Origin of the sequence: Pseudomonas sp. SWRI111 (genome assembly GCF_014268555.1) — a bacterium.
GTDB lineage: Bacteria > Pseudomonadota > Gammaproteobacteria > Pseudomonadales > Pseudomonadaceae > Aquipseudomonas > Aquipseudomonas hamedanensis.
This window is the reverse complement of record NZ_JABWQQ010000007.1, coordinates 112,595-136,597: the sequence shown is the minus strand read 5'-3', so window position 1 is coordinate 136,597 and position 24,003 is coordinate 112,595. Positions and strand designations below refer to the sequence as shown.

Annotated in this window: 22 protein-coding genes; 9 read left to right on the top strand and 13 right to left on the bottom strand. The window is 61.1% G+C overall.

Translation table 11 applies throughout. From position 1 onward, the window contains the following. The first annotated feature begins 124 nt into the window (after nt 1-124). From HU755_RS11185 to HU755_RS11175, 3 genes are all read left to right on the top strand, one after another. Complete coding sequence (locus HU755_RS11185) at nt 125-763, top strand: FMN-dependent NADH-azoreductase (RefSeq protein WP_186632485.1); 639 nt, start codon at nt 125-127, stop codon at nt 761-763. After that, entirely contained in the window at nt 764-1,069 is a 306-nt protein-coding gene (locus HU755_RS11180) for a multidrug efflux SMR transporter (protein ID WP_186632482.1), read from the top strand. It begins immediately after the preceding gene. Between the two features lie 91 nt (nt 1,070-1,160). Further along, on the top strand, nt 1,161-2,039 hold the full coding sequence (locus HU755_RS11175; protein WP_186632474.1) for a triacylglycerol lipase: 879 nt from the start codon (nt 1,161-1,163) through the stop codon (nt 2,037-2,039). A gap of 96 nt (nt 2,040-2,135) precedes the next feature. Here the strand turns inward: HU755_RS11175 and HU755_RS11170 are convergent, their stop codons facing one another. After that, nucleotides 2,136-3,023 carry a DMT family transporter gene (locus HU755_RS11170; protein WP_186632471.1) on the bottom strand — a complete coding sequence of 296 codons (888 nt, stop codon included), beginning with the start codon at nt 3,021-3,023 and terminating at the stop codon, nt 2,136-2,138. A gap of 96 nt (nt 3,024-3,119) precedes the next feature. On the opposite strand from HU755_RS11170, the gene HU755_RS11165 reads away from it, so the two are divergent. From HU755_RS11165 to HU755_RS11155, 3 genes are all read left to right on the top strand, one after another. Then, nucleotides 3,120-3,914 (top strand): helix-turn-helix transcriptional regulator, encoded by a 795-nt coding sequence (locus HU755_RS11165; RefSeq protein ID WP_186632468.1) that lies wholly within the window; start codon nt 3,120-3,122, stop codon nt 3,912-3,914. A 63-nt stretch (nt 3,915-3,977) separates the two neighbouring features. Beyond that, a complete protein-coding gene (locus HU755_RS11160; RefSeq protein WP_186547561.1) occupies nt 3,978-4,283 on the top strand; it encodes a PsiF family protein in 306 nt (101 codons plus the stop codon). A 203-nt stretch (nt 4,284-4,486) separates the two neighbouring features. Next, nucleotides 4,487-5,500 (top strand): AI-2E family transporter, encoded by a 1,014-nt coding sequence (locus tag HU755_RS11155; protein ID WP_186547559.1) that lies wholly within the window; start codon nt 4,487-4,489, stop codon nt 5,498-5,500. A 205-nt stretch (nt 5,501-5,705) separates the two neighbouring features. On the opposite strand, the gene HU755_RS11150 is transcribed toward HU755_RS11155, so the two are convergent. Then, entirely contained in the window at nt 5,706-6,980 is a 1,275-nt protein-coding gene (locus HU755_RS11150) for an Hsp70 family protein (RefSeq protein ID WP_186632465.1), read from the bottom strand. Nucleotides 6,981-7,269: 289 nt separating this feature from the next. Between HU755_RS11150 and HU755_RS11145 the strand changes: the two genes are divergently transcribed. Together HU755_RS11145 and HU755_RS11140 are read left to right on the top strand one after the other, a co-directional pair. Next, nucleotides 7,270-8,214, top strand: coding sequence for a DnaJ C-terminal domain-containing protein (locus HU755_RS11145; protein WP_186632462.1), 945 nt, complete (start codon nt 7,270-7,272; stop codon nt 8,212-8,214). A gap of 23 nt (nt 8,215-8,237) precedes the next feature. After that, entirely contained in the window at nt 8,238-8,543 is a 306-nt protein-coding gene (locus HU755_RS11140) for a chaperone modulator CbpM (RefSeq protein WP_186632459.1), read from the top strand. Nucleotides 8,544-8,711: 168 nt separating this feature from the next. Here the strand turns inward: HU755_RS11140 and ureC are convergent, their stop codons facing one another. From ureC to urtA, 11 genes are all read right to left on the bottom strand, one after another. Further along, nucleotides 8,712-10,412, bottom strand: coding sequence for an urease subunit alpha (gene ureC, locus HU755_RS11135; protein WP_186632456.1), 1,701 nt, complete (start codon nt 10,410-10,412; stop codon nt 8,712-8,714). A gap of 139 nt (nt 10,413-10,551) precedes the next feature. Further along, the gene (locus tag HU755_RS11130) at nt 10,552-10,857 is read right to left on the bottom strand and encodes an urease subunit beta (protein ID WP_186547548.1); all 306 of its coding nucleotides are present in this window, start codon (nt 10,855-10,857) and stop codon (nt 10,552-10,554) included. Further along, the gene (locus HU755_RS11125) at nt 10,854-11,390 is read right to left on the bottom strand and encodes an N-acetyltransferase (protein WP_186547546.1); all 537 of its coding nucleotides are present in this window, start codon (nt 11,388-11,390) and stop codon (nt 10,854-10,856) included. Before HU755_RS11125 ends, HU755_RS11130 begins: the two co-directional genes overlap by 4 nt. Nucleotides 11,391-11,395: 5 nt before the next feature. Further along, nucleotides 11,396-11,929: a GNAT family N-acetyltransferase gene (locus HU755_RS11120; RefSeq protein WP_186632453.1), complete on the bottom strand. Its 534-nt coding sequence runs from the start codon at nt 11,927-11,929 to the stop codon at nt 11,396-11,398. A gap of 9 nt (nt 11,930-11,938) precedes the next feature. Continuing rightward, complete coding sequence (gene ureA / locus HU755_RS11115; RefSeq protein ID WP_003221215.1) at nt 11,939-12,241, bottom strand: urease subunit gamma; 303 nt, start codon at nt 12,239-12,241, stop codon at nt 11,939-11,941. Between the two features lie 160 nt (nt 12,242-12,401). Then, entirely contained in the window at nt 12,402-13,241 is an 840-nt protein-coding gene (locus tag HU755_RS11110; RefSeq protein ID WP_186632450.1) for an urease accessory protein UreD, read from the bottom strand. A gap of 44 nt (nt 13,242-13,285) precedes the next feature. After that, a complete protein-coding gene (gene urtE, locus HU755_RS11105) occupies nt 13,286-13,984 on the bottom strand; it encodes an urea ABC transporter ATP-binding subunit UrtE (protein WP_186632447.1) in 699 nt (232 codons plus the stop codon). 134 nt (nt 13,985-14,118) lie between these two features. Continuing rightward, entirely contained in the window at nt 14,119-14,961 is an 843-nt protein-coding gene (gene urtD / locus HU755_RS11100; protein ID WP_186632610.1) for an urea ABC transporter ATP-binding protein UrtD, read from the bottom strand. A 23-nt stretch (nt 14,962-14,984) separates the two neighbouring features. Further along, complete coding sequence (gene urtC, locus HU755_RS11095; protein WP_186620481.1) at nt 14,985-16,064, bottom strand: urea ABC transporter permease subunit UrtC; 1,080 nt, start codon at nt 16,062-16,064, stop codon at nt 14,985-14,987. Next, on the bottom strand, nt 16,064-17,566 hold the full coding sequence (gene urtB, locus HU755_RS11090; RefSeq protein WP_186632444.1) for an urea ABC transporter permease subunit UrtB: 1,503 nt from the start codon (nt 17,564-17,566) through the stop codon (nt 16,064-16,066). The genes urtC and urtB overlap by 1 nt, the downstream gene beginning before the upstream one ends. 143 nt (nt 17,567-17,709) lie before the next feature. Then, nucleotides 17,710-18,975 carry an urea ABC transporter substrate-binding protein gene (urtA, locus tag HU755_RS11085; RefSeq protein WP_186632442.1) on the bottom strand — a complete coding sequence of 422 codons (1,266 nt, stop codon included), beginning with the start codon at nt 18,973-18,975 and terminating at the stop codon, nt 17,710-17,712. 307 nt (nt 18,976-19,282) lie between these two features. Between urtA and HU755_RS11080 the strand changes: the two genes are divergently transcribed. Further along, nucleotides 19,283-23,974, top strand: a complete 4,692-nt coding sequence (locus HU755_RS11080) for a DUF4329 domain-containing protein (protein WP_238349977.1) — start codon at nt 19,283-19,285, stop codon at nt 23,972-23,974. Nucleotides 23,975-24,003: the final 29 nt, after the last annotated feature.

Sequence of the window (24,003 nt, the reverse complement as noted above, 5' to 3'; positions counted from 1 at the left end):
ACACTCCATGGATGAAATGAACTCATCCCGACTGACTTTTGCTCATTTGAATGGGGGCAGCTTCGAGCTTCAAGCTGCAAGCTGCAAGCCTCAAGTGGTTTGATTCTAGTCGGAGGATTAACAGATGAGCAGGATTCTTGTGGTGCATGCCAGTCCCCGAGGCGATCGGTCGACTTCGCGGCGTTTGGCGGAGGGTTTTCTGAGTGCGTGGAAGGGGCGTCATCCAGAGGCGGAGGTGACTCGTCGCGAAGTCGGGCGGGTGCCTATTCCGCCGGTCAATGAGGCGTTCGTGGCGGCGGCGTTTTATCCCGAGCCTGACGCGCGTCCGTTGTCGATGCAGGCTGATCTGGCGTTGAGCGATCAACTGGTCGGCGAATTGTTCGCGCATGATCTGCTGCTGATTTCCACGCCGATGTACAACTTCAGTGTGCCCAGCGGCCTCAAGGCCTGGGTGGATCAGATCGTGCGCCTGGGGCTGACTTTCGATCACACGCTGGACAACGGTATCGCCCAGTACACCCCGTTGCTGCAAGGCAAAAAGGCCTTGATCGTCACCAGCCGCGGCGGCTTCGGCTTTGGCCCGGGCGGCGCGCTTGAGGCGCTGAATCATGCCGATCCGTGGTTGCGCACGGCGCTGGGGTTCGTCGGCATCAACGACGTCAGTGTGGTGGCCGCAGAAGGCGAAGAATCTGCCGAACGCACTTTTGCCGTGTCGGTGGCCGAGGCCGAGCAACGCCTGCTCGACCTGGCCAGGGTGTTCTAGATGGCCTGGCTGTTCTTGCTGATCGCCGCCGGGTTTGAAGTCACTTTTGCCATGGGCATGAAATACGCCGAAGGCTTCACCCGGCCCTGGCCGTCTCTGATCACGGTGGTTGCGGCGGTCGGCGGGATTTACTTTCTGACCCTGGCGATGCGCGACCTGCCGGTGAGCATTGCCTATCCGATCTGGACCGCGATTGGCTCGCTGGGCACGGTGTTCCTCGGATTCGCCTTGCTGGGCGAAAGCCTGACCCTGGTCAAACTGCTTTCGGTGGGGCTGATTGTGGCGGGGGTGGTGGGGCTGAAGTAGGCTGAAGGTGGAGTTGTCATCATCGGGGTGGATGCTTGGCGGGCGTCTTGCACGTCTTGCAGCCACTCACCGACCACAAGGACGTTTACCCATGTCGACACGTTATCCACTGGTGCTGGTGCCGGGCATGCTCGGATTTGTCCGGCTGCTGCTTTACCCCTACTGGTACGGGATCATCAAGGCGCTGCGTCGTGGTGGTGCGACGGTGATCGCCGTGCAGGTCTCGCCGCTCAATTCGACCGAGGTGCGCGGCGAACAGTTGCTGGCGCGGATCGACGAAATCCTGCGTGAAACCGGCGCGCTGAAGGTCAACCTGTTCGGCCATAGCCAGGGCGCGTTGACGGCTCGCTACGCTGCTGCAAAACGGCCGGATCTGGTTGCTTCGGTAACCTCCGTGGCAGGCCCCAATCACGGCTCGGAACTGGCCGATTATCTGGAACAACACTACCCCGCCGACAGTGCCAAGGGCCGTCTGCTCGAAGCGCTGCTGCGCTGGGTCGGTTGGCTGATGGCGCTGATGGAAACCGGCTACCACGGGCCGAAACTGCCGGTGGATATCCACGCCTCGCACCAGTCGCTGACCCGCGCGGGCGTGGCGCTGTTCAATCAGCGTTATCCACAGGGCTTGTCGCCAACCTGGGGCGGGCACGGGCCGGAGGAGGTCAATGGCGTGCGCTATTACTCATGGTCGGGGACGTTGCAGCCGGGCAAGACTGATCGTGGCGGCAATCTCTTTGACGGGACGAATCGCAGTTGCCGCTTGTTCGCCAGAACCTTTGTCCGCGAACCGGGGCAGTGCGACGGCATGGTCGGGCGCTACAGCTCGCACTTGGGCACGGTGATCGGCGATGACTATCCGCTGGATCATTTCGACATCGTCAACCAGTCGCTGGGACTGGTCGGCAAGGGCGCGGATCCGGTGCGCTTGTTTGTAGAGCATGCGGCGCGGCTGGAGGCGGCCGGGCTTTAGCCAGACAGACCGCGTCATCGCTCTTCGCGAGCAGGCTCGCTCCCACATTGAAATGCATACCCCTGTGGGAGCGAGCCTGCTCGCGAAGGCGTCGGTTCAGGCGATGCTGATTTTGCGGCCCAGCACGGTGGTCCAGCGTTCCGACAAAACCACCCCACCCAATGTAAGCAACCCACCTACCAGGTGATACATCGCCAACTTCTCCTTCAGCACTACCGCTGCAATCAACGCCGTAATCAACGGCAGCAGATTGAAAAACAACGTCGTGCGGCTCGGGCCCAGGCGCTGCACAGCCTGCATCCATGCCAGCGGCGCGACCATCGAGGCGAGCAGGCAGGCATATAGCACCAGCGGAATGTTCTGCAGGGTCAGACCGGTTTTCGGCGAAACGGCAAACAACGGAAACAACACCACAATCGCCACCAGCACCTGCAAGTACAGCAGCACCAAGGGCGGCAAACGCAACTGCCATTTTTTCAGCAAGGTGCTGTAGACCGCGTAGGCGAGGGTGGCGATCAGCATCATCGCGTCACCCAGATTGACCCCGTGCTGCAACAACGCGCCGAGGCTGCCGGACGACACGACCACCAGCACGCCGGCAAACGACAGCACCGCACCGACCAGTGCCCCGGCGGTGAGGCGCTGGCCGAGACTGATGATCGCCATGGCCAGTGACATCAGCGGCATCAGCGACAGAATGATGCCCATGTTGGTCGCAGTGGTCAGGGTGGCAGCGAAGTACGCCAGGCTTTGGTACACGGCCATGCCGAGCACGCCGAGGACGAAAATCCGCCCCAGGTTGGGACGAATCTGCGGCCAGTGCGCAATCACCTGTTTAAGCATGAAAGGGGTAAACAGCAACCCGGCCAGCAGCCAGCGGTAGAAACCGATCTCGGCGGGGAAGATCGCCCCGACGGCCAGTTTGTTGATCACGGTATTGCCGGCCCAGATAAAAATCGCCAGCAGGGGAAACGCGTATTGCATGAGTTGAAACCAGTACGTTGATGAAGCGCAATTATCCTCTGTCTGGATGCAGCCCTATACTGCGAACCGGACAACCTGCCTTTGCAACCGGACAGCATGAACAGCAAACACATCGATCTGCTGGATTTCAGCGAACTGCCGTCAGCGGTGTATTTCCGCTATGCCGATTTCAACGCCCACGAGTTCGCCGCGCCGCACCGGCACCCCTGGGGAACGCTGGAATACGCCGCCCACGGCGTGCTGCACATGGACGTCGCCGGCAGCCGCTTCATGTCGCCCCCGCAGTACGCCGTGTGGGTGCCGCCGCAGATTGAACACAGTTTCTACAGCCATCAGCCGGTCAACTATCGCGCGGTGTGTCTGGACCGGCAGGTCTGCGCCGGACTGCCGGCACAGGCCTGCACGCTGGCGATCAGTGACATTCTCAAGGCGATTCTCAAGGACTTCGCCGCCCGCGACGTGAAGATACCCGAGCAGGAATCCGACCGGCGTCTGGCCCGGGTGCTGGTCGATCAGTTGCATCAGGCGCCAGTGCATGAGTGTTATCTGCCCTACGCCAGCAGCCCCGGTCTGCTGGCGATTCTCGACGCCTTGCAGGCCGAACCGGGCAGCAATCAGCCGCTGGCGCATTGGGCGGCGCAAGTGCATGTCAGCGAGCGCACGCTGGCGCGGCAGTTTGTCCGCGAACTGGGGATGAGTTTTGGCGAATGGCGCCAGCGTTTGCGTTATCTGGCGGCGATCGAGCTCCTTGATACGGCTCGCAGCGTGCAGGAAATCGCCTTTGATCTGGGCTACAGCAGCGGCTCGGCGTTTATCGCCATGTTCGCCCGGCAGGCCGGCTGTACGCCGGAGCAGTATCGGCGCAGTCACTTGGAAGGCAGGAAGGTGTAACAGGATTTGGCTACACTCCTGCAGAGGCTGCATCCATCGGTGCGGCGACAAGGAGAAAACTCCATGAAGATGTTGCGTGTCCCGTTGTTGATGATTGGTTTGCTCCTGTGTTCCCAGGGTTTCGCCGCCACGGCGCAACAAAACAAGATGACCACCTGCAATGCCGATGCGACCGCCAAGAGCCTCAAGGGCGACGAGCGCAAAGCCTTCATGAGCACCTGCCTGAAAGCGGCGCCTGCGGCCAACGATGGCAAGGTGCTGACGCCGCAGCAGCAGAAAATGAGCACCTGCAATGCCGATGCGAAAACCCAGGCGCTGACGGGGGATGCGCGCAAGGCGTTCATGAGTGATTGCCTGAAAAAGAAATAAGCATTTGAGCCTTGTGGTGAGCGGGCTGGCCTCTTCGCGAGCAGGCTCGCTCCCACATTTGAAATGCATTCCCCTGTGAGAGCGAGCCTGCTCGCGAAAGCGTCGGTGAGCGCACCGCCAATCTCTCACCCGCATATCCCTAGTGCTAACCCCGGATCGCTGGCAGACTGCCCATCCTTTCACGCCGTTCGTTTTGAGGCTGTATGCCAACGTTTTCTGAGCGTCATGTTGTGTTCTGGGTCAGCTGCATCATCATATTTGGCGGTTTGCTGCTGGTGCTGCCACTGCGCTTGCTGCCGAGCCTGTTGGCCGGCTTGTTGGTGTTCGAGTTGGTCAACATGCTCACCCCGCAACTGCAACGGCTGATCGAAGGGCGGCGTGCGCGCTGGCTGGCGGTGGCGTTGCTGGGCACGTTGGTGGTCAGTGTGCTGGCTTTGCTCTTTGCCGGGGCCATCAGTTTTCTTTTGCACGAAGCGGAGAACCCGGGCGCCTCGCTCGATAAATTCATGGGCGTGGTCGACCGTGCGCGCGGGCAGTTGCCGCCGTTCATCGACGCTTATCTGCCGGCCAGCGCGGCGGAGTTTCGCGTGGCGATCGGCGAATGGATGAGCAAACACCTGTCCGACCTGCAACTGGTCGGCAAGGACGCCGCGCACATGTTCGTCACGTTGCTGATCGGCATGGTGCTCGGCGCGATCATCGCGCTGCAGCGCATTCCCGACGTGACCAAGCGCAAGCCCTTGGCCGCCGCCCTGTTCGACCGTTTGCATCTGCTGGTGCAGGCGTTTCGCAACATCGTTTTTGCGCAGATCAAGATTTCCCTGCTCAACACCTTCTTCACCGGCATCTTCCTCGCGGTGGTCCTGCCGATGCTGGGCATCAAGCTGCCGCTGACCAAGACCCTGATCGTGCTGACCTTCCTGCTCGGCCTGCTGCCGGTAATCGGCAACCTGATATCGAACACGCTGATCACCATCGTCGGCCTGTCGCTGTCGATCTGGGTGGCGATGGCTGCGCTGGGTTATCTGATCTTTATCCACAAGCTCGAATACTTCCTCAATGCGCGCATCGTCGGCGGGCAGATCAGTGCCAAGTCGTGGGAGTTGCTGCTGGCGATGCTGGTGTTCGAAGCCGCGTTCGGCCTGCCAGGGGTGGTGGCGGGGCCGATTTATTATGCGTACCTGAAGAGCGAATTGAAGCTCGGAGGAATGGTCTAGCCCCGGATCGTTCCCACGCGGAGCGTGGGAACGATCAGAATGATGGCTGTGGCGAGGGGATTTATCCCCGCTGGGCCGCGAAGCGGCCCCGCTCCTGAGCTTGAAAGCAGGGGCCTGCTGTGCAGGCCAGCGGGGATAAATCCCTTCGCCACAAAACGGGGATAAATCCCCTGCCATAAAGCCCCCCCGATATCTGGGGGCGGGATCAGCCCATCGAACCGTAGCGTTTCATGGCATCAATCGCCAATCCGCTACCAATGCTGCCAAAGATATTCCCTTCAACATGCCGCGCGTTCGGCAGCATTGCCGAGACGCTGTTGCGCAGCGCCGGAATGCCGCTGGAACCGCCAGTGAAGAACACCGTGTCGACCTGATCGACCGCCACGCCGGCGTCATTCAACAGTTGCGTGACACTACCGCGCACCCGCTCCAACAGCGCTTCGATCGCCGATTCGAACAGCGCACGCGTCAGCTCTACACTCAGCCCGGCCTCGATGCGGTCCAGCGGCACGTGGCGGCTATCGGCGTGGGTCAGTTGAATCTTGGTGTCTTCCACTTCCATCGCCAGCCAGTGGCCGGCGCGCTGTTCGATCAATTTGAACAGACGATCGATACCGCCGGTGTCCTCGATGTCGTAACGCATGCTGGCAAGCGCCAGGCTGGTTTTCTGCGAGTACACCGAGTTGATGGTGTGCCAGGTCGCCAGGTTCATGTGGTGGCTGGTCGGCATGTAGGCGCCGCTCTTCATGCGGCTGCCATAACCGAACAGCGGCATCAGGCCTTGCAGGCTCAGTTGCTTGTCGAAGTCGGTCCCGCCGATGTGCACGCCGCCGGTGGCGAGGATGTCGTCGTGACGGTTCTCGACACCGCGACGCTCGGGCGACAGGCGCACCAGCGAGAAGTCGGACGTACCACCGCCGATGTCGACGATCAGCACCAGCTCTTCTTTCTCGATGGTCGACTCATAGTCGAATGCCGCCGCGATCGGCTCATACTGAAACGACACGTCCTTGAAGCCGATTTTGCGCGCTACTTCGACCAGAGTGTCTTCGGCTTCCTGGTCGGCCAGCGGATCGTCATCGACGAAAAACACCGGACGGCCCAGCACCACTTGCTCGAATTCCCGCCCGGCGGTGGTCTCGGCGCGGGCCTTGAGCTGGCCGATGAACAGCCCGAGCAAGTCCTTGAACGGCATGGCCGTGCCGAGAACGCTGGTGTCGTGCTTGATCAGCTTGGAGCCGAGCAGGCTTTTCAGCGAGCGCATCAGCCGGCCTTCGTAGCCTTCCAGGTATTCGTGCAGCGCCAGACGACCGTACACCGGGCGGCGCTCCTCGATATTGAAGAAGACCACCGACGGCAGGGTGATCTTGTCGTCTTCCAGCGCAATCATGGTGTCCATGCCGGGGCGCAGCCAGCCGACGGTGGAGTTGGACGTGCCGAAGTCGATGCCACAGGCACGGGCTGGAGAGGCGTCTTTCATGTCTTTCGGTTCCGGTCAAAAAACGGCCGCGCAGTGTATGTCAGTGCGCGCCAGATTCGAAGGCCGGTCATCTGCTATTTCGCGACTGAACCGGTTGAAAATCGCCGGTTCGCCCCAAACTTGCTGGCATGGGCCGGCAGACACACCGGCGGTCGCAAGAACCGCCGTCCACTGCCGATAAACTTCTGCGGCGCCACCCGGTCACAACCTTGAGATCGGTCAACCCGGCACGCGCCAATTGGCGCACGCTGGGACAGGCGCGAAATCGATAACGGATGGTGATCCTTCAATGGACTTCAAAGACTATTACAAGATACTCGGCGTGGAGCCGACAGCCGACGACAAGGCCATCAAGGCGGCCTATCGCAAGCTGGCGCGCAAATACCACCCCGATGTCAGCAAGGAAAAGGACGCCGAGGCCAAGTTCAAGGACGCCTCGGAAGCCTATGAAGCGCTGAAAAGCGCCGACAAGCGCGCCGAATACGACGAACTGCGTCGTTATGGCCAGCACGGTCAGCCGTTCCAGGGGCCACCAGGCTGGCAGAGCCGTGGCGGTTTTGGCGGCGGCGGTGGCGATACCGGCGACTTCTCGGACTTTTTCAGTTCGATCTTCGGCAACCGCGGCCCCGGTTTCGGTGGCGCGCAGGGCGGCCAATCACGCGGACGGCGAGGGCAAGACGTGGAAATGGAACTGCCGGTCTTCCTTGAAGAAACCCTGGCCAACGAGTCGAAGAAAGTCACCTTTCAGGTGCCGCAATACAACGCCAACGGTCAGCATGTCAGCAACACCAGCAAGAGCCTGAACGTGAAGATTCCGGCGGGCGTGTCCGATGGCGAGCGTATTCGCTTGAAGGGCCAGGGCGCGCCGGGCGTTGGCGGCGGAGCGAATGGCGACCTGTACCTGACCATTCGTTTTGCGCCGCACCCGAAGTTCGATGTCGAAGGCGACAACCTGATCATCACCTTGCCGCTGGCCCCGTGGGAGCTGGCGCTGGGTACCGAAGTGGCCGTGCCGACCCTGACCGGCAAGATCAACCTCAAGGTGCCCGCCGGCAGCCAGAACGGCCAGCGCATGCGTGCCAAAGGCCATGGTCTGAAGAACAAGGCCGGCGAGCGCGGTTATCTGTTTGTGCAACTCAAAGCGGTCATGCCGAAAACGTCTGACGATGAGGTCAAGGCGCTGTGGCAGGAACTGGCGAAAAAAGCCGCGTTCAACCCGCGCGAGAACTTCTGAACCCGACGACGGAGTAGCCCATCATGAGCAGCCCCCTGAGCGTTCAACTGGACCTGGCAGAATTCTGTGAGGCGGCCGATTTGACGGACGTCTACGTGATCGAAATCGTCGAACACGGCATCCTCGAACCTCAGGGCGCACAGCCCCGTGAATGGCGCTTCACCGATTACGAGCTGACCCTGGCCAAGCGCGCCGCCAAGCTGCGCCGCGATTTGGAGCTGGAATGGGAAGGAGTGGCGCTGGCGCTGGATCTGCTGGAGGAAGTGCGTGAGTTGCGCGCCGAGAACCGGATGCTGCGTCAGCGGTTGGGGCGGTTGGTTGTGGAGTAGTCAGTCTGGAAGCTTTGTAGGGGCCGATCTGGCCCTATCGCGAGCAGGCTCACTCCTACAATGGATCAGTGTACAACAGGCCCTTGTAGGAGTGAGCCTGCTCGCGAAAAACGATGACGCGGTACAACAGATAGAAATGCACAAGGCCCCGAAGGGCCTTTTTTGTTGTCAAAACAAAAAGTACCGCTGCGCCATCGGCAGCGTTTCCGCTGGCTCACACCACAGCAACACCCCATCGGCCTTGACCTGATAGGTCTGCGGATCGACGTCGATTTTCGGCAAATAATCGTTATGAATCAGGTCGGTTTTCTGCACGTCGCGGCAGCCTTTCACCACGGCGATTTTTTTCTTCAGCCCAAGCGCTTCCGGTAGCCCGGCTTCGTGCGCGGCCTGGCTGATAAAGGTCAGGCTGGTCGCGTGCAACGAGCCGCCGTAACTGGCAAACATCGGTCGGTAGTGCACCGGTTGTGGCGTCGGAATAGAGGCGTTGGCATCGCCCATCAGGCTGGCGGCAATCGCGCCGCCCTTGAGGATCAGCGTTGGTTTCACACCGAAAAACGCCGGGCGCCACAGTACCAGATCGGCCCACTTGCCGACTTCGATCGAACCGACCTCATGGCTGATGCCATGGGTGATCGCCGGGTTGATGGTGTATTTGGCGATGTAGCGTTTGGCGCGGAAGTTGTCGTTGCCTGCGCCGTCCTGCGGCAGCGGGCCGCGCTGTTTTTTCATTTTGTCGGCGGTCTGCCAGGTGCGCGTGATCACTTCGCCGACGCGGCCCATGGCCTGGCTGTCGGAGCTGATCATCGAAAACGCACCGAGGTCATGCAGGATGTCTTCGGCGGCGATCGTTTCGCGGCGGATGCGGCTTTCAGCAAAGGCGACGTCTTCGGCGATGCTCGGGTCGAGGTGGTGGCAGACCATCAGCATGTCGAGGTGTTCGTCGATGGTGTTGCGGGTGAACGGTCGGGTCGGGTTGGTCGAACTCGGCAGCACGTTGGCGAAACCGCAGGCCTTGATGATGTCCGGCGCATGGCCGCCGCCGGCACCTTCGGTGTGATAGGTGTGGATGGTGCGACCCTTGAACGCGCCGAGGGTGGTTTCGACGAAACCGGACTCGTTGAGGGTGTCGGTGTGGATTGCGACCTGGACGTCGAACTGATCGGCGACGTTGAGGCAGTTGTCGATGCTCGCCGGGGTGGTGCCCCAGTCTTCGTGCAGCTTGAGGCCGATGGCGCCGGCCCTGACCTGCTCGATCAACGGTTCCGGCAGACTGGCGTTGCCCTTGCCGGTGAGACCGATGTTCATCGGGAACGCATCGGCGGCCTGGAGCATGCGCGCCAGATGCCATGGCCCCGACGTGCAGGTGGTGGCGTTGGTCCCGGTGGCAGGCCCCGTGCCGCCGCCGATCATGGTGGTGACGCCGCTCATCAAGGCTTCTTCGATCTGCTGCGGGCAAATGAAATGGATGTGCGTGTCGATGCCGCCCGCGGTGAGGATCATGCCTTCGCCGGCAATCACTTCGGTGCCGGCGCCGATGGCGATGGTCACGCCGGGCTGGACGTCGGGGTTGCCGGCCTTGCCGATGCCGGCGATGCGCCCGTCCTTGAGGCCGACGTCAGCCTTGACGATGCCCCAGTGGTCGATGATCAGCGCGTTGGTGATCAGCGTGTCGACCACTTCGGCGGCGAGCAACTGGCTCTGGCCCTGGCCGTCGCGGATGACTTTGCCGCCGCCGAATTTCACTTCTTCGCCGTAGGTGGTGAAATCCTTCTCGACTTCGATCCACAGTTCGGTATCGGCCAGGCGCACCTTGTCGCCGACGGTGGGGCCGAACATGTCGGCGTAGGCGCTTCTAGAAATCTTCATGTGCTTGCCTTGGGATTCAATTGGGTCTGAAATCGCTCGCATTACTCGCTTTCGCGAGCAGGCTCGCTCCTACATTTGATCGCGGTCTCATGTAGGAGTGAGCCTGCTCGCGATAGCTTTCTTGCAGTCACCTGATGGCTTAAAGATCACCCATGATGCGTCCGGCAAAGCCGAACACCCGGCGATGCCCGGCGTAATCGACCAGCTCGACTTCGCGGCTTTGCCCTGGCTCAAAGCGCACGGCGGTGCCGGCGGGAATATTCAGGCGCATGCCGCGACTGGCTGCGCGGTCGAAGGTCAGCGCGTCGTTGGTTTCGAAAAAGTGATAGTGCGAGCCGACCTGGATCGGCCGGTCGCCGCTGTTGGCGACATTCAGGCTGAGGGTGCGACGGCCTGCGTTGAGTTCGATGTCGCCGGGCTGGATCTGGTATTCGCCGGGAATCATGGCTGGGCTCCTTGCAGAATCTTGTAATAGAGAGCGGTCGGGCGGTACGTGCCGTTGGGATCACAAGCGTAATCGGGAATTTCGCCGGCGCGGATATAACCCAGCGCTTGATAGAACGCTTCAGCCGGCGAGCCCGCTTCCGTATCGAGGTAGAGCAGGCCGCGCTTGAGATGGCGCGCCTCAAGCTCCAGCGCACTCATCAACTGCTGACCGAGGCCGCGGCGGCGGGCGTCTTCGCGCACCAGCAGTTTCTGCACTTCGGCGCGATTCAGGCCGTTGGCCTTCTGGCACAGCGCTAACTGCACACTGGCCTGGACCTGTTCGTCCTTGACCACCACCCAGAGCAGCACATGGCCTTTGTTGACGTTGTCCTGGACGTCATCGAAATAGGCGTGCGCCTGCGCGGCATCGAGATCGCCCATGAAGCCGACGCTGGCACCGTATCCCACAGCGTCGAGCAGCAGGTCGATCAGGCCCTGACGGTAATGGGCAAAACTTTCAGCGTTGACGCGACGCAGTTGGGCAGCGTTCATCGGTGTCACTCCTTGTGGGCGTCAGGCGGCTCTGCGCCGGGATTGAGGGTCAATTGCATGAAGGTCAAGTCGAGCCAGCGACCGAACTTGGTGCCGACTTGCGGCATCTGCCCGGTGACGTTAAAACCGGCGCGTTGATGCAGACGAATCGAGGCGGTGTTGCCGCTTTCGATCGCGGCGACCATCACGTGCTTGTTGCAGGTTTTTGCCCGTTCAATCAGCGCAGTCATCAGTTGCGGGCCGAGGCCGTTGCCGCGCTGGTCGCTGCGCACGTACACCGAGTGTTCGACGGTGTGGCGGAACCCGTCGAACGGCCGCCAGTCGCCGAACGAAGCGTAGCCGAGAACGCTGTTGTCGCTGTCGACGATCACCAGAACCGGATAAGCCTGAGCCTGACGCGCGCTGAACCACGCCTGGCGGTTAGCGAGGTCGACGGCCTGTTCATTCCAGATTGCCGTGGTGTTGAGCACGGCGTCGTTATAGATGTCACGGATCGCCGGCAGGTCGGCCTGAGTCGCATCGCGGATGCTGTAAGTCATGGCGCGGCCTCAGACGATTGGCTGGTGAACGGTGACCAGTTTGGTGCCGTCGGGAAACGTCGCCTCGACCTGGATTTCCGGGATCATTTCCGGGATGCCTTCCATCACTTGCTCGCGGCTGAGCAGGGTGGTGCCGTAGTGCATCAGCTCGGCCACGGTCTGGCCGTCGCGGGCGCCTTCTAGCAGCGCGGCGGAGATGTAGGCCATGGCTTCCGGGTAGTTGAGCTTCACGCCGCGGGCCAGCCGCCGCTCGGCGACGAGGCCGGCGGTGAAGATCAGCAGCTTGTCTTTTTCGCGTGGGGTCAGGTCCATTGTTGGGGTTCCATCAGGGCAGATTGAAAAATTATTCAGGGTTGCAAACACATTCCCCTGTAGGAGTGAGCCTGCTCGCGATAGCGGTGTGTCATTTCATTATTTTTTGGCTGACACACTGCTATCGCGAGCAGGCTCACTCCTACAGGGGGAATGCATTTCAGGTGTTCCAGATTCGTGGTGGCATCGCTTCGCGGCCGAGCAGCGCAGGTCTGAGCAGTCGCCATAAATCAATCAGCCACGCCCGGGCGAGTAATGCTTCAGAGGCCAGACACCGCGCCACCAGCAACCCCGGCAACTGGGTCAGATCCCCACGCACCGCATGCCCCAGCGAGCGGCAACGCTCCAGCAGCTCGGCATCGATCTCCCCAGTCACCAACAGCGTCGCAAACACCGGTTGCCCATCCAGACCGATCGGCGAATCAAGCAAACCATCCGCGCCGACAATGCGCTGCCGTTCATGCCAGAGCAACCGGCCGTCGCGGCGAATATCCAGGTGCGCCTGAAAATGCCCCAGGTCAAAACGCTCGCCACTGGCCGGGCGACCCAGCGCCACCACGTCCCAGTAGAACAGCCGCGCGTCGCCTTCAAGCTCGATCGTTGTGGTGAGTTCAGCCTGCGCGGCGCTGTAGACGATGGTTTCCTGCGGCAGCCATTCCAGCGTCGCGCCAGCCGCGACCTGCAAATCGAGTTGCTGATAGGCCGGGCCTGCTGCGCGATACCACTTGGCGGCGCCGGGACTGGTGATCTGCGCCCAGGCGTTGTGTTCGACGCGGGCGCTGATGTTCAGCCGGTCGCCACCGGCGATTCCGCCCGGTGGGTGGACAATGATGTGCTGGCAAACTTCAGGGCCTTCGGCATACAGGTGCTTTTGCACCCGCAACGGGCCGAGGTGACGCCGCTGGATCGGGCGCGTGCAATCGCCAAAACGCGCGTAAGCCAGTTCCAGCTCGGCGTGCCAGCTCGGGGTAAACAGGGCAGGTGCAACAATCGAATTCATGGTTTTGTGATTATCGTTAGGAAGCTACAGATTAGACCGCCGCGTTAGATCGTGACCAGACCGCGCACACCTTCGGCCTCCATATTTTCACCGCGGCCCTGCTGGACGATCTCACCGCGAGACATCACCAGGTATTGATCGGCCAGTTCGGCGGCGAAATCGTAGAACTGCTCGACCAGCAAAATCGCCATGTCGCCCCGTGCCGCGAGTTGCTTGATCACCGCGCCGATCTCCTTGATCACCGACGGTTGAATGCCTTCGGTGGGCTCATCAAGAATCAGCAAGCGCGGACGGCTGGCCAGCGCTCGGCCGATCGCCAGTTGCTGTTGCTGACCGCCGGACAGATCGCCGCCACGACGCTGCTTCATTTGTAGCAGCACCGGGAACAGTTCGTAGATGAACGCTGGAACTTCTTTGGCTTCGGAGCCGGGAAAACGCGACAGGCCCATCAACAAATTTTCTTCCACGGTCAGGCGGCCGAAAATTTCCCGACCCTGCGGCACGTAGGCGATGCCGGCGTGCACCCGCTGATGCGGCTTGAACGAGGTAATCGGTTTGCCTTCCCAGCTCACCGCGCCGTCCTTGGCCGGCAGCAGGCCCATCAGGCATTTGAGCAGGGTGGTCTTGCCCACGCCGTTACGGCCGAGCAGGCAGGTGACTTCGCCGACCTTCACGTCAAAGCTCAGGTCGCGCAGGATGTGGCTACCGCCGTAGTATTGGTGCAGCTTGTCGACTTGCAGCATGTCCCAAAATCTCCTCAAATCCCCTTGTAGGAGTGAGCCTGCTCGCGATAGCGGAGTGTCAGTCAACGTCTATGTATCTGATACACCGCTATCGCGAGCAGGCTCACTCCTACAGTTTGGAATGCGTTTGCGCTTCAGCGGCCGAGATAGACCTCGACCACCCGCTCGTTTTCCTGCACTTGCTCCAGCGAGCCTTCAGCCAACACGCTGCCCTGATGCAGCACCGTGACGTGGTCGGCAATCGAGCCGACGAAGCCCATGTCATGCTCCACCACCATCAACGAATGTTTGCCCGCCAGCGACTTGAACAACTCGGCAGTGAACTCGGTTTCGGCATCGGTCATACCCGCTACCGGCTCGTCGAGCAACAGCAGTTGCGGGTCCTGCATCAGCAACATGCCGATCTCCAGAAACTGCTTCTGCCCGTGGGACAACAGCCCGGCCTGGCGATTGACCGAGGTGGTCAGGCGAATCGTCTCCAGCACTTCGCTGATGCGGTCCTTCTGTTCGCCGCTTAAACGCGCGCGCAAACTGGCCCACACCGACTTGTCGGTCTTCTGCGCCAGCTCAAGGTTTTCAAACACGCTCAGGGCTTCGAACACGGTCGGCTTCTGAAACTTGCGGCCAATGCCGGACTGGGCGATCTGCACTTCGCTCATCTGCGTCAGGTCGAGGGTTTCACCGAACCAGGCCTTGCCGTGGCTGGGCCGGGTCTTGCCGGTGATGACGTCCATCAAGGTGGTTTTTCCGGCACCGTTGGGGCCGATGATGCAGCGCAGTTCACCGACGCCGATGTACAGGTTGAGATTGTTCAGTGCACGAAAGCCGTCGAAGCTGACGCTGATGTCTTCCAGTGTGAGGATCGTGCCGTGGCGGGTGTCGAGGCCCGGGCCGACGCGCTGGCCGAGGCCGATCGAGTCGCGGCTGGTGCCCTCGTCCTTGTTCGGCTCGACGGGAAAGAACGCCGGTTCCAGCATGAATTCAGCACTCGCTGTCACTCTCATGATTCACCTCGTTTTTTCAGCAGACCGATCACGCCTTTGGGCAAGTACAACGTCACGACGATGAACAACGCGCCGAGGAAGAACAGCCAGTACTCGGGGAAGGCCACGGTGAACCAGCTCTTCATGCCATTGACCACGCCGGCGCCGAGGAGCGGGCCGATCAGAGTGCCGCGCCCGCCGAGGGCGACCCAAACCGCCGCTTCGATAGAGTTGGTCGGCGACATTTCGCTGGGGTTGATAATGCCCACCTGTGGCACATACAGCGCTCCAGCGAGACCGCACAACACCGCACTCAATACCCAGACAAACAGCTTGAAACCGCGCGGGTCGTAGCCGCAGAACATCAGGCGGTTTTCCGCATCACGCAGTGCCGTCAGCACTCGCCCGAATTTGCTTTGCGCCAGTCGCCAGCCAATGAACAGGCTGGCCACCAGCAACAGCACAGTGGCCAGAAACAACACCGCACGGGTGCCCGGTTCGGTAATGCCGAAACCGAGAATGGTGCGGAAATTGGTAAAGCCGTTGTTGCCGCCAAACCCGGTCTCGTTGCGGAAAAACAGAAGCATGCCGGCGAACGTCAGAGCCTGGGTCATGATCGAGAAATACACGCCCTTGATCCGTGAGCGGAAGGCGAAGAAACCGAACACCAACGCCAGCAGACCCGGTGCCAGCACCACCAGGCACATCGCCCAGAGGAAACTGCTGGTGCCGGTCCAGTACCACGGCAATTCACTCCACGACAAAAAGGTCATGAACGCCGGCAAGCCATCCCCGGCGGCCTGACGCATCAGGTACATGCCCATCGCGTAGCCGCCGAGGGCAAAGAACAAACCGTGGCCCAGCGACAGCAGACCGGCGTAACCCCAGACCAGATCCAGCGCCAGGGCGACGATGGCGTAGCAGAGAATCTTGCCCACGAGCGTCAGGGTATAAGCCGAAACGTGCAGGGCATGGTCCGGCGCGAGCAGCGACAGCAACGGCAAGACGATCAGCAACGCGAGAACTACGCCACCGATGGCAAACGTGACTTTCGGCCCGGCCTTTTGTGTGGCCGTGACTAACAGAGGCTGGTTCATCAGTCGATCACCCGTCCTTTCAGTGCGAAGAGGCCTTGCGGACGTTTCTGGATAAACAGAATGATCAGCGCGAGGATCAGGATCTTGCCGAGCACCGCACCGATCTGCGGTTCGAGAATCTTGTTGGCGATCCCTAGGCCAAACGCGGCGAGCACGCTGCCCGCCAGCTGGCCGACGCCGCCGAGTACCACCACCAGGAACGAGTCGATGATGTAGCTCTGACCGAGGTCGGGGCCGACGTTGCCGATCTGGCTCAGTGCGACACCACCGAGGCCGGCGATGCCCGAACCGAGGCCGAAGGCGAGCATGTCGACCCGCCCGGTCGGCACGCCGCAGCAGGCGGCCATGTTGCGGTTCTGGGTGACGGCGCGCACGTTGAGACCCAGGCGGGTTTTGTTCAGCAGCAGCCAGGTCAGCACGACGACGAATAGCGCGAAAGCGATGATGACGATGCGGTTGTACGGCAGCACCAGGTTTGGCAGCACTTGAATGCCGCCGGACAGCCACGCCGGGTTGGCCACTTCAACGTTCTGCGCGCCGAACAGCAAACGCACCAGTTGGATCAGCATCAGGCTGATGCCCCAGGTCGCGAGCAGGGTTTCCAGCGGGCGACCGTAGAGGTGGCGAATCACCGTGCGCTCCAGTGCCATGCCGATGGCGGCGGTGACGAAAAACGCCACCGGCAATGCGATCAGCGGATAGAACTCGATGGCTTGCGGGGCGTAACGCTGGAACATCAACTGCACCACGTAGGTCGAGTAGGCGCCGAGCATCAGCATTTCTCCGTGGGCCATGTTGATCACCCCGAGCAGGCCGAAGGTGATCGCCAGACCGAGGGCGGCGAGTAGCAGAATCGAACCGAGTGACATGCCGCTGAACGCTTGACCAAGCACTTCGCCGATCAGCAATTTGCGCTTGACCTGGGCGAGGCTGGTTTCGGCGGCCGTGCGAACGCCGGCATCGCTTTCAACACCGGGTTCGAGCAGACCTTCCAGGCGCGTGCGCGCCAGCGGGTCGCCGGTTTCGCCGAGTAGACGCACGGCGGCGAGACGCACTGCCGGGTCGCTGTCGACCAATTGCAGATTGGCCAGCGCCAGACTCAGGGCGGCGTGAACGCTTGCGTCTTTCTCAGCGGCGAGTTGCTGGTCGAGAAATTTCAGCTGTGCCGGTTTCGCGCTTTTCTGCAATTGCTGCGCGGCGCTCAGACGGAGCTTGGCGTCAGCGGCGAGCAATTGATGGCTGGCCATGGCGGTGTCGATCAGACCTCGCAGGCGATTATTCAGGCGCAGGGTTCTGGTTTCACCGTCGATGCTCAGCTCGCCTTGCTGCAGGGCGTTGAGCAATTCGATACGCGCCGGATCGGGCTGCGCAGCCCAGGCTTCCAGCAGTTTGGCCTGCTGCATGGGATTGGCCGCGACGAAGTCTTCGGCGTCGCCGGCGTGGGCCAACATCGGCAGCAAAAGTGCGAGGACGCAGATAAATCGGTAAAGGGCAGTGCGCATATGCTTTGCCTTGCGTAGTGATCGTTCCCACGCTCCGCGTGGGAATGCAGCCAGGGACGCTCCGCGTCCCAAAAGCGGACGCAGAGCGTCCGTTGAGGCATTCCCACGCAGAGCATGGGAACGATCAGGTTGAGCTGGGTGACTCAGTTGCTCTTCACCGCATAATCCGGCTTTTTGTCGTTGCCCTGAATGAACGGGCTCCACGGTTGGGCGCGAATCGGGCCTTCGGTCTGCCACACCACGTTGAACTGACCGTCGCTCTGGATCTCGCCGATCATCACCGGCTTGTGCAAGTGGTGGTTGGTCTTGTCCATGGTCAGGGTGTAGCCCGACGGTGCGGCAAACGTCTGCCCGGCCAGCGCTTCACGAACCTTGTCGACGTCAGTGGACTTGGCTTTCTCGACCGCCTGCGCCCACATGTGGATACCGACGTAAGTGGCTTCCATCGGGTCGTTGGTCACCGCTTTGTCGGCGCCCGGCAGGTTGTGTTTCTTGGCGTAGGCTTTCCAGTCGGCGACGAATTTCTTGTTCGCTGGATTTTCCACCGACTCGAAGTAGTTCCACGCCGCGAGGTTGCCCACCAGTGGTTTGGTGTCGATGCCGCGCAGTTCTTCTTCGCCGACCGAGAACGCCACCACCGGTACGTCGGTGGCCTTCAGGCCCTGGTTGGCCAGCTCTTTATAGAACGGCACGTTGGAGTCACCGTTGACCGTAGAAATAACGGCGGTCTTGCCCCCGGCGGAGAACTTTTTGATGTTGGCAACGATGGTCTGGTAGTCGCTGTGACCGAACGGTGTGTAAACCTCTTCGATGTCTTTGTCGGCCACGCCTTTGGAATGCAGGAACGAGCGCAAGATCTTGTTGGTGGTACGCGGATAGACGTAGTCGGTGCCGAGCAGGAAGTAGCGCTTGGCGCTGCCGCCTTCTTCGCTCATCAGGTATTCAACCGCCGGGATCGCTTGCTGGTTTGGCGCGGCGCCGGTGTAAAAGACGTTCGGCGACATCTCTTCGCCTTCGTACTGCACCGGGTAGAACAGCAGGCCGTTGAGTTCTTCAAACACTGGCAGCACCGACTTGCGCGACACCGAGGTCCAGCAACCGAACACCGCCGCCACCTTGTCCTGGGTCAGCAGTTGCCGGCCCTTTTCCGCGAACAGCGGCCAGTTCGACGCCGGATCGACCACGACGGCTTCGAGTTGCTTGCCGTTGACGCCGCCCTTGGCATTGATCTCGTCGATGGTCATCAGCGCCATGTCCTTGAGCGATGTTTCGGAGATCGCCATGGTCCCGGACAACGAATGCAGAATCCCCACCTTGATGGTTTCGGCCGCCTGAACAGTCCAGGTCATGCCCATCGCGGCAATGCTTGCCGAGAGTGTGAAAGCCTTGATCAAACTGCGACGCTTCATTGTGCGATCTCCGTGAACATTTAATTTTTCTGGTTGGCAGAGGCGGACGACTGAAGGGCTGTTTTGCAAGGGCTGTGCCCGGTCGGGTCCAGGCAGCAAAATGTCGTTTTAGAGCGGTTGCGCGCAGAGGGCGCGCACCAGCAACGAACATTGCGGGGGCGCTGGTGCAACGGGGTGCGCCAGATTGGGGCGCCGTCGCAGGCGCGCAAATCGATACAGAAACGATAAGTATCTACCGCAGCCTGCGCGCGGGACGGGCAGACACTCATTCGATGTGTATGCCGATTTCTTTTGCGCAGGATGTCTTATGAATGATGTGTCGGGCCGGTCTGGCCGTGCGGCGGGTTCCCCGCGAAAATCCAGGGTGCCTCCTCTGAGCCCGGCGTTCCTGTCAGAGGAAGATGCTGCTTATTGGGCGCATATCCGAATTCCACCCAAGGTCGATAAAGAATATGGCAGCGTGATTCTGATTCGCCCGGATGGAAAATTCGTGGCCACCTCACCGATATCAGGCGAGGCCACGACATTCGATCTGAGCACCATTATCGACTTCGATGCGTCGGGTGATCTGCAACCGCCGAAGGGCTACCGTTTTGCGGCAAACCTCCATAGCCATCCTGCCCTTCACGAGGATATTGGCGAAGCCTACCCGCAACTGAATGAGCGGAACGTACGGCTCTTTCTCGGTTTTTTCTCCAGTAGCGATTTCATGGGCGATGTCGATGGGCGCGCTTACTTTCGCAGCAGTTATCTCTCTGGCCCGGATGGAAGTTTGCTGAAATATTCGTCGAGCGGTTCGGCGCAGGAACGGGATTACTACCGCTGGCACGAAGCAGGTGAGCGTCCCGGCCCAGAACCCTGGACCCGCAACGTGATGAGCATCATCAACAAACTTGCCGCTGTCGGCGAATTGAAAGTCATCGTTGCCAATGCCGACTGGGGGCACTCCGTTGGTGTCGTGCCGCCGGACTGGCAACCAGGCCAGGCCTTTGCCCAAGGCGTGGTGCGCGAGATGCCACTGATGACCCGCGTCTGCGTCAGTGCCGAACGGGCAGTGCTGGCTGCGTTGAAGCTCAAGGGCGCGCAGACTTCGGGTCTGGTGCTGCGCAAACGTGCAGGCAAGGAGTTCGTCGCAACACTCGCACGCCCGGCCGGTCTGGCGGCGTGGGACCCTGCGCGGTTGTTCCCGCCCGGCGAGGGTGGTCAACTGAAGCTTCCGGACGGTTACGCGCTGGAGGGTTTTTATGACGCGTCCGGACCGCCCCGCGCGCAATTACCTGCCACCCAACCGTGGTTATACGAGAGTTTCTTCACGCCACAGGCAATCGCCTGGGCCGTCGCCTGCCATGGCAAAAGCCGGCAGCTGTCTGCCCCCGGCGAACCGTTGTCGTTGTACTTGCAGACAAAGGACGCCGCAATGCTGAAATACACCTTCAGCGGCAGCCCGATCGAAGCGGCGCTGAGTGTTGCCCAGGCCAACGGAACAATTGGCGATGGCGGCGTGCAGGCGAAACTTGCGAGCGGCGCCCTGCGTCCGCGCGAATTTGTCGCGATGCTGGTCCTCGCAGGTACCGTTGAGGTGCTCCGGGGTAGCCCGCTGTGGGCGCGGCTCGGTCGGGTCGACCTCGACTGGACGCCATACGCGGACTTTTCCTGGCCGGTGCTGAGTCGCTCATTTTTATCGGCGGACGATGCCGCGCGGTATGCCCACGAACAGATTGGCGAGCGCCGCGAGCGTCAGCGCGCCGGCTACGTGTTTCAGACCCCGGAAGGGTTTGTCGCGACTGAGCCGCTGGTAGGTGACATCGTTTCGCTGAGGCTGGGTACGCTCTATCCCCTCGACAGCAACGGGCGGTCGATTTTCCCCGATGACTGCGTGTTGCATGCCCGGTATGTCGCCCACGAAGCCTTGTCGCGGCTCGACCCGTTGCACTTTCAAAGTTTGCACTGGAGTCGTCAGCAGGCTGCGTTGAGTCTGCAGATGCTCAGTGTCGAAGAGACCCGGCAGGTGTTGCTCGACAACATCGCGCTGTATGTTTCAGGCGCGCCAAACAGTCTGATCAGCTATCAACCGTCCGCAACAGCGTTGGCGCGCGATTTGTCTAGTCGTCTGGGCACGCCCGAACAGCCCGGTGCATTGGCGGCGGGATTGGACAATGGCACTGTCCTGCCTGAAGCGTTGATTCGCGAGCAGGCCGCGGCCGCTCGCATGACGACCCTGCTGGACAACACTCTGTGGGGCGGCCGTGGGCAAATAGCGGCGACGTGGTCTGCGCCGCTGCTGACTGCGGTTTCAACCCTGAGGCGCCCTGAACCGGTGTCCTTTGGCGCAATTTTCTCCAGTGCCGATGACGCCGCGCTGGACCGCTATGCGCACGACACACGGCTACAGGATCAGGCTCGTCCGTGGTTCGGCTTCATCCTCAAGCACGACAATCGCGAAGCCTACATTGCCAGTGAACTGGTGCCCGTCAGCGACCAGCGCAACAACGTATTCCAGCTGCAAGCCGTGTTCGGTGTGCAGCGAACGCCACCCTGGTACCAATACCCGCAAGGCTTTCACCTGCACGCCTGCTTCTACTCGCGCCAACGGGTAAAGGTGCCGGCGAATGCTGTCGATGCCTGGCTGGCGCAGCACTTTATCGCGCCTGACGATCTGGCGATCTCGGTGTATTACGCGCGCCGTCGCTCGCACGCGCCATTGGCAACGGCTGCGCTGTATATCTCCACCCACGATGGTGCCCTGCTTAAATACGTAAAACACACCACCAGCACGCTGTTTGATGACGATTCACCCCTGCTGCGCCTGGACACGCTCAAGCGCAATCTTCTCCAGGGACTGATGCAGGCAGAGGACTTTGTCCGGGTCGTCGGCAGCAGCGGCGAGCTGACGGTCATGCGCACGAGCCGGTGTTGGGACAGGGCGGGCCTTGTCACGACCGACTGGCAACCGAGTGCCTACCCGCAACGCCAGGCGCTGACGCCGGTGTTTCAAAGCGCCGATGACGCGGCGGTATATGCCAAAGGGCTTATGCCCGGCATGACGCAAACGCCTTATGGCGGCGTAATCCTGAAAAGGACCGACGGCTTGTATGTCGCGACCACGCCCATCGAAATATCCCGGGAGGATTTCGACATCGGCGAAATCTATCCGGAGGAGAATCCGGCACTCGGCTCGTTCCCGGCGGGCTGCCAGGTGATCGCACGTTATCGCTCAAGAGTCGCCAGAGAACTTTCAGTGCTGTTGTCGTCAGTAGAAAAGCAGATCTACGCCAACATGCTCTCGGTCCACACGCTGTATTCGGCATTTGTGCACCTGCGGGACAGGCACTTGAGTGAATACCTGTTCGCGCCGGACGGTGCCTTGATTCGTTATGAGCCAGGCCTGTGGGATCAGTTGTTCATTGATTTTCTGTTTACCTTGGCCGAGTACCAGGCGGTGCCTGAGTCGTTCGATGCGAAAAAAATCAAACAATGCATTCACAGTGGCGAGTTGCTGCCCTCTGCGTGGGTCGACGCTCTGGCCAAGGCCGGTCATCTGCACGTGGTGGTCGGCAGTTTGCTGTGGGGCCTGCCCGGTACGGTGAACGAGTGGCCGACCTCTTCGATCAGCCTGCCGCCGCCGTCGGGTTACAGCAAAGCCACGAGCGCTCCGGCGTGCAGCCCGGCATTTGTTCAGGCCGATGCGGCTGCGCGGTATGTTCACGAGGCTTTGCTGAGTCGAGACACCCAAACCTTCGGTTTCATCTCCTGCTCGCCGCAGGGTTTGTACATCGCCAGCCTGCCAGTCGAAGTGCAAAAGTCGGCGCTGGCACTCGATCGGGTATTCGAGCAAGGCAAGCCCACTGAAGGGTTTGCCCTGTACGGGATTTATCTGCGCTCGGCACTGCCGGCCCTTGGCGCGCCGAACGATGATTTGCAGTATTTCTGTTTCCCCCCCAGCGACGTGCAGCGGGCGTGTGCGCAGGCCAATACACCACAGGGATACAGGCCCATCTATTTCTCTTGCGCCGACGGCGCGCTCTTGCGCCTGCAACTCCATGCGTTCGAACCCGGTGAGTTCCACGACCGCTTCGGCCAGATCGAGTTGCGCCCCAACGCCTTTGTCTCGATGGAGCAGGCGGCAATCGATGAGCGTGACATTGCCAGCGGCACCTTCCGGTTTGCCGACTATGTGCGCCGGATGGCCCACGCCGGCCAGCTCGACGTGATCGAGACCAGCGCATACTGGTCGCGTCATGGCCAAGTGGCGCAAGACTGGCAGCCGCGTCAGGTCGATGTCCGCGCCGAGCAGCGCTGGCGGGATCATCCGGTTCCGGCGCTGGGGCCGATATTCCATCATCCCGACGACGCGGCCCGCTATGCCCATCAGCGAACGGATGACGCCGTGGTCGACACCGGTTACGAGGGCGCGGTTCTGGCGCAGCAGTCCAGCGGCCGATTTGTGCCACTGGAGCCGATGGTTTATGTCGTCGGCGAAGAAAATCCGCTGGTGCGCATAGTCCGCACCGGGGCAGATTCTGCCGTCAGTTGGCGTAACCCGGCGCCACGTTACCCTGCGGGATATGCGCTGATGGCCACCCATCAATTCCACGTCTCAGGCAACACCCTGCTGGTGCCGGATGCCGATCAGGTGTACGCGAATTTCGCCTCGCCTGCGCTGGTGCTTGCGCATACCCACGAGCCTGTCGAGAAAGGCCTGAGTATCCAGGACTATTACTATTCGACACCGCATGGCGTGCTGATCAAGTACACCCCTGTGTACTCGCAGGCGGAAAAAGATCTGTTGTCGACCCGGGCTGTGACGTTTGAAGGCGGACGCTGGGTGAGCCGGCTCAGTCCCGGGGAGTTTCTGGCACGGCTAATGGAACTGGGTGATTTCAGGGTGTTGGTAGCCGGCCATTACTGGCATCAGACCGGCCGCATGGGCAACACCTGGCGGACCCGACGTCAGCAGAGCCCGACTCCGGGGCCTGTCAGACTGCGCGATGAGTTGTAAGTCTGCATAAAAAAGCTGGAGCGGGCAGT

Excerpts from the sequence above, each read along its gene's own strand:
- HU755_RS11185 (WP_186632485.1), top strand. The coding sequence starts at position 125 with ATGAGCAGGATTCTTGTGGTGCATGCCAGTCCCCGAGGCGATCGGTCG.
- HU755_RS11180 (WP_186632482.1), top strand. The coding sequence starts at position 764 with ATGGCCTGGCTGTTCTTGCTGATCGCCGCCGGGTTTGAAGTCACTTTT.
- HU755_RS11175 (WP_186632474.1), top strand. The coding sequence starts at position 1,161 with ATGTCGACACGTTATCCACTGGTGCTGGTGCCGGGCATGCTCGGATTT.
- HU755_RS11170 (WP_186632471.1), bottom strand. The coding sequence starts at position 3,023 with ATGCAATACGCGTTTCCCCTGCTGGCGATTTTTATCTGGGCCGGCAAT.
- HU755_RS11165 (WP_186632468.1), top strand. The coding sequence starts at position 3,120 with ATGAACAGCAAACACATCGATCTGCTGGATTTCAGCGAACTGCCGTCA.
- HU755_RS11160 (WP_186547561.1), top strand. The coding sequence starts at position 3,978 with ATGAAGATGTTGCGTGTCCCGTTGTTGATGATTGGTTTGCTCCTGTGT.
- HU755_RS11155 (WP_186547559.1), top strand. The coding sequence starts at position 4,487 with ATGCCAACGTTTTCTGAGCGTCATGTTGTGTTCTGGGTCAGCTGCATC.
- HU755_RS11150 (WP_186632465.1), bottom strand. The coding sequence starts at position 6,980 with ATGAAAGACGCCTCTCCAGCCCGTGCCTGTGGCATCGACTTCGGCACG.
- HU755_RS11145 (WP_186632462.1), top strand. The coding sequence starts at position 7,270 with ATGGACTTCAAAGACTATTACAAGATACTCGGCGTGGAGCCGACAGCC.
- HU755_RS11140 (WP_186632459.1), top strand. The coding sequence starts at position 8,238 with ATGAGCAGCCCCCTGAGCGTTCAACTGGACCTGGCAGAATTCTGTGAG.
- ureC (WP_186632456.1), bottom strand. The coding sequence starts at position 10,412 with ATGAAGATTTCTAGAAGCGCCTACGCCGACATGTTCGGCCCCACCGTC.
- HU755_RS11130 (WP_186547548.1), bottom strand. The coding sequence starts at position 10,857 with ATGATTCCCGGCGAATACCAGATCCAGCCCGGCGACATCGAACTCAAC.
- HU755_RS11125 (WP_186547546.1), bottom strand. The coding sequence starts at position 11,390 with ATGAACGCTGCCCAACTGCGTCGCGTCAACGCTGAAAGTTTTGCCCAT.
- HU755_RS11120 (WP_186632453.1), bottom strand. The coding sequence starts at position 11,929 with ATGACTTACAGCATCCGCGATGCGACTCAGGCCGACCTGCCGGCGATC.
- ureA (WP_003221215.1), bottom strand. The coding sequence starts at position 12,241 with ATGGACCTGACCCCACGCGAAAAAGACAAGCTGCTGATCTTCACCGCC.
- HU755_RS11110 (WP_186632450.1), bottom strand. The coding sequence starts at position 13,241 with ATGAATTCGATTGTTGCACCTGCCCTGTTTACCCCGAGCTGGCACGCC.
- urtE (WP_186632447.1), bottom strand. The coding sequence starts at position 13,984 with ATGCTGCAAGTCGACAAGCTGCACCAATACTACGGCGGTAGCCACATC.
- urtD (WP_186632610.1), bottom strand. The coding sequence starts at position 14,961 with ATGCTGGAACCGGCGTTCTTTCCCGTCGAGCCGAACAAGGACGAGGGC.
- urtC (WP_186620481.1), bottom strand. The coding sequence starts at position 16,064 with ATGAACCAGCCTCTGTTAGTCACGGCCACACAAAAGGCCGGGCCGAAA.
- urtB (WP_186632444.1), bottom strand. The coding sequence starts at position 17,566 with ATGCGCACTGCCCTTTACCGATTTATCTGCGTCCTCGCACTTTTGCTG.
- urtA (WP_186632442.1), bottom strand. The coding sequence starts at position 18,975 with ATGAAGCGTCGCAGTTTGATCAAGGCTTTCACACTCTCGGCAAGCATT.
- HU755_RS11080 (WP_238349977.1), top strand. The coding sequence starts at position 19,283 with ATGAATGATGTGTCGGGCCGGTCTGGCCGTGCGGCGGGTTCCCCGCGA.